This window comes from Deltaproteobacteria bacterium (assembly GCA_016219225.1).
Classification (GTDB): Bacteria; Desulfobacterota; RBG-13-43-22; order RBG-13-43-22; family RBG-13-43-22; genus RBG-13-43-22.
In genome coordinates, this window is sequence record JACRBX010000270.1 from 1 (window position 1) to 4,613 (window position 4,613).

The 4,613-nt window shown below is 52.4% G+C and carries 4 protein-coding genes; all 4 read right to left on the reverse strand.

The window, feature by feature from the left end; all coding sequences use genetic code 11:
• Nucleotides 1–225: 225 nt before the first annotated feature.
• Nucleotides 226–612, reverse strand: a complete 387-nt coding sequence (locus HY879_22430; protein ID MBI5606101.1) for a response regulator — start codon at nt 610–612, stop codon at nt 226–228.
• A gap of 95 nt (nt 613–707) precedes the next feature.
• Nucleotides 708–1,595, reverse strand: coding sequence for a methylenetetrahydrofolate reductase (locus tag HY879_22435; GenBank protein ID MBI5606102.1), 888 nt, complete (start codon nt 1,593–1,595; stop codon nt 708–710).
• A gap of 166 nt (nt 1,596–1,761) precedes the next feature.
• Nucleotides 1,762–2,418 (reverse strand): methylenetetrahydrofolate reductase C-terminal domain-containing protein, encoded by a 657-nt coding sequence (locus tag HY879_22440; protein ID MBI5606103.1) that lies wholly within the window; start codon nt 2,416–2,418, stop codon nt 1,762–1,764.
• Nucleotides 2,419–2,430: 12 nt separating this feature from the next.
• The coding region (locus HY879_22445; protein MBI5606104.1) for an FAD-dependent oxidoreductase at nt 2,431–4,613 on the reverse strand (2,183 nt) is incomplete at its 5' end.

Sequence of the window (4,613 nt, forward strand, 5' to 3'; positions counted from 1 at the left end):
TCCGAACCGATTAATAACCGGCTCGGCCAAAACCATCCCCGATTCGAGGGCTTCAAAAGGAACAGAGATTGCCATTAACTCTACCCTTCGGAGGATAAAAAGATTATTATTTGTATTTATCGGATTTTTTTTGGGGAAGGTTTAGAAATTTTTTTCAGTTCGGGGGAAATTGGGGATTTAGGGATTTAAGGATTGGGGGATTTTAATCCCCCAATCCCTCGTTTTTTAATCTTTCAGCAATTCTTCAATACGGTTGACCAAAGACTGGATGTTTACCGGTTTTTGGAAAAAGTCGTCGGCAAAGGTCTCCATCCCGCCGCTTAAGGTATAGGTGGTGGAGGTAATATGATCCCCAATGGCGGTGAGCAAAATTATCGGGATTTCGCAACAGGCCTGGTCTTTTTTAAGTTCGTTGCAGACCGCATAGCCGTCCTTATCGGGCATCATGACATCCAGAACGATCAGATCCGGAGCCTCTTTTCTGGCCTTTTCCAATCCTTCTATTCCGCCATAAGCTGGCAGGGGTGAAAACCCCCTGGCTTCGAGCATCATACTGACCGTTTCAACCAGATCCGGGTCATCATCAACTATTAGAATTTTTTTCTTTTCCATAGACCCTCCTTTTTTTATTGCGGATTGCGGATTGCGGAATTGGATTGCCTTGGGGAATGCCTTTTATTCCGAAATCTAAAATCCGAAATCCAAAATTAATCGAGGCCGGCCGCCTTCAAAATATCCGGGACAACCTCTTCTTTCCCGATGGCCATGATGTGAACGCCATCGCAGATTTTTTCTTCCTTAAGTTTTTTTATCATTCGACCGGCGATTTCAATCCCCTTGGCCAAGGCCTGCCCTTTAGGTGCCCCGGCCATTTCGTCAATCAACGGCTGGGGGACCAGGACTCCGGGGACATTTTTATTCATATACTGGGCCATCCGGGCCGAAGTCAACAAAATTATTCCAGCCAGGATTTTTACCGGAAATTGGCGGGCATATTCCATAAAATGGACGAATTTTTCCAGATCGTAGACGGCCTGGGTTTGGAAAAATTCGGCCCCGGCTTCGACCTTTTTTTCAAATTTAATCAATTGGGGTTCCAGGGGATTGGCCTCCGGAGTGACAATGGCCCCGGCACAAAATTCAACCGCCCCGTCCAGTTCGGTCCCGCCCAGGTCTTTACCTTTTTCCAAGGTTCGGACCGCGGCTAACAATTGGCTGGAGTCCAGGTCAAAGACCGCCTTGGCCGATTTGTGGTCTCCCACCACAATGGCATCACCGGTCAGACATAAAACATTGCGAATTCCCCGCTGATAGGCAAAAAGGAGATCGGCCTGAAGGGCCAGGCGATTCCTGTCCCGACAGGTCATCTGAAGTATGGGTTCTCCACCCTGTTCCTTAACCATGAGGGCGGCACCGAGAGAGGGAAACCGCATGACCGAACTCTGATGATCGGTCAGATTCAGGGCATCCACCAGGTCTTTCAAGAGGTCAATATGATGACTCATCTTCTCCAGATGGGTCCCTTTGGGCGGGCCGACTTCACTGGTAATGAGAAATTTCCCTGACTGCAGGGCCTGACGGAAACTTTGGGACATAGACTCAACTCCTTTCTTTTATTGCTGAAAGCTCAAAGCTGAAAGCTGAAAGGAAAGACAATTGTTTTGATTTAGTCCGCTGTAACGGATTTGCCTTGTGCTTTAAGCTAAAGAACAATTTCATACTTATTCCCTCAATGTCTTTTCGTATTATACCTCAAAAAAACTAAGGTTCTAAGGGGACAAAAAACTTCCCCGGTTTGTGTTCCACCTGATAATTCCGGGGCTTCTGATATTGTTTCATCAAATGAAGCTGTCCCTGTTCCTCCAGTCGGCGATAGATTAATGTCCAGGCACAGTCTTTCTGAGGATCGATTTCACATTTTCCATTATTGGTGCCGCCACAAGGGCCGTTGACCAGGCCTTTATGACAGGAGGTCACCGGGCAGATGCCGCCGGTGATGCCCAGGATGCAGTCTCCGCATTGAACACAGATTTCATCAAACTGGCCCAGTCCTTGCTCCTTACCAATGAAAAGGGTGTCCAGGGCCGGAATCACCGGTTTGGAAACCTGGCGGGCAGCGGTCTGGACCCCGAAGGCACAGGTCATGATCAACAGGGCATCGGCCTGATCCATTTGAGGGCCGCATTCCCTGAAAGCCTCTTCGGTCAAATTGTCACAGGCTACCGGCAAGATGAGCGTACCGGTAATCATCTTCCCTTTCTTGGAAAGTTTCTCCTGCATGGCCTTGACCTCGGCCTGACCCCCGGTACGGCAAAGGGTGACACAGGTGCCGCAGCCGATAATAAAGATGCGATTAAGTCTTTGCAGAAGCTGATCGATTTCCTCTTCGGTTTTTTGCCTGGTAATGGATCGAATCATGGATAACTCCTCTTATTTTTTTTCAAGATCACAACGCAGACACCTTTTGGCTTCCCAATGGGCTTGCTCCAGGGACAGCCCTATTTCCACTTCCCGGAAATCCTTGATTCGTTCCTGGGGCCGGTGCATTTCGGTTTTGATCCGGGGTTTGGCTTGAATGGTTTCTTCTTCCTGGGCCAGAGGGGCCTCGTTCCTTAATTCCGTTTTTTCATCCACCATCTGGACCTTCCCCTTGTTCCCTTCCAGATACTGGTCTATGGCCAGGGCCGCCCTGCGGCCTGAACCGATGGCCCTGATGACAAAGGTGGGACCGGTGGTAAAATCTCCACCGGCAAAGATCCCCGGGATATTGGTGGCCAGGGTGTTTTCATCCACTCCCAGGGTTCCCCATAAGGCCCTTTCCAGTTGGCTGTCCCTGGAGAGGAAAGAAAGATCTACGGCCTGGCCTATGGAGACAATGACCGTTCCGGTCCGGACCGACTCGGTGGTTTCCAGATCAAAGGTCGGTTTGAAGCGGCCTTCGGAATCAAAGACGGACAGGCAGCGGACAAAATCGATCCCGGTCACCTTATTCCCCCGGTGGAGGATTTCCTTGGGTCCCCAGGAGGGGTTGATTAGGACCCCTTCCTCGATGGCTTCGTTGATTTCTTTTTCCCAGGCCGGCATTTCATTCCGGGATTCGAGGCAATATAACTGGACTTCCTCGGCCCCGACCCGGAGGCAGGTCCTGGCCACATCGATGGCCACGTTGCCTCCCCCGATCACGACCACTCTGCCCTCTAATCTGATCTTTTCCCCGGTTTTTATGTCGGACAGGAACTTCAGGCCATAATAGAGACCTTCCAGACCCTCTTCTTCCCCGGGGACCCCGATCCGTTTGCTGGATTGGGCGCCGGCAGCGATAAAAATAGCCCCGTAACCTTCTTCTTTCAGGTCGGTAATGGTATGCCGGGCGTCGATAGGGGTATTATAGCGGATTTCCACCCCGCAGCTTTCAATATAATCGATCTCTTTCTGGATAATTTCCCTGGGCAGGCGGAATTCCGGGACGGTGATCCCCAACATCCCGCCGGCGATAGATTGGGACTCAAAGACGGTCACTGGGTAGCCTTTCTTAGCCAGGAAATAGGCACAGGTCAGTCCGGCCGGGCCGGCCCCAACGACGGCGACCTTCTGGTTTTTCGTTTTCGGAAAAGGGGTGCCGGCCGTTTCAAGGTGTTCAAAATACCAATCGGCGGCAAACCGTTTTAAAGACCTGATGGCCACGGGTTCGTCCAGCTCGCCTCGCCGGCACTTCAGTTCACAGGGATGGATACAAATCCGGCCGCAAACCGCCGGGAAAGGGTTCTTCTCCCGGATAATTTCCACGGCCTGGGCATACTGCCCTTCGGCAATGGACGCAACGTAATTGGGGACATCGATCCCGGCCGGACAGGCATGCTGACAGGCCGAGATGACCATGGCATCACAGGTGGCGGCCGGGCATCGTTTCTCCCGGATATGGAGTTCATATTCCTCGCGAAAATGCTGAATGGTGGTCAGCACCGGATTGGCACAGGATTGTCCCAGACCACAGAGGGAGGAAGATTTCACCGCCTGGCCGATGCGCTGCAATTTTTCGATATCCCCTTCCCGGCCTTCTCCGCGGGTAATACGGGTCAGGATTTTGAGCATCTGGGTGGTCCCGAGGCGGCAGGGGGAGCATTTGCCGCAGGATTCATCCTGGGTGAAGGAGAGGAAATAACGGGCAATATCGACCATGCAGGTATTTTCATCCATGACGATCATCCCGCCCGAACCCATCATGGAGCCTACCTGGCGCAGGGAGTCGTAATCGATGGGGATATCCAGGTAGCGGGCCGGGATGCAGCCGCCTGAAGGACCTCCCATCTGGACCCCCTTGAACTTCCGCCCTTTGGGGATCCCTCCCCCGATATCAAAGATGACCTGGCGCAGGGTGGTCCCCATGGGGACTTCCACCAGGCCGGTATTGTTGATCCGGCCGGTGACGGAAAAGATCTTGGTCCCTTTGCTTTTTTCAGTCCCCATAGCGGCATACCACTGCCAGCCTTTGAGGATGATACTGCGCAAATTGGCGAAGGTTTCCACATTATTGATGGAGGTCGGCAGTCCCCGGAAACCGGCCTGGGCCGGAAAAGGCGGCCGGATGCGTGGCATGCCCCGCCGGCCCTCGA

Excerpts from the sequence above, each read along its gene's own strand:
- HY879_22430 (MBI5606101.1), bottom strand. The coding sequence starts at position 612 with ATGGAAAAGAAAAAAATTCTAATAGTTGATGATGACCCGGATCTGGTT.
- HY879_22435 (MBI5606102.1), bottom strand. The coding sequence starts at position 1,595 with ATGTCCCAAAGTTTCCGTCAGGCCCTGCAGTCAGGGAAATTTCTCATT.
- HY879_22440 (MBI5606103.1), bottom strand. The coding sequence starts at position 2,418 with ATGATTCGATCCATTACCAGGCAAAAAACCGAAGAGGAAATCGATCAG.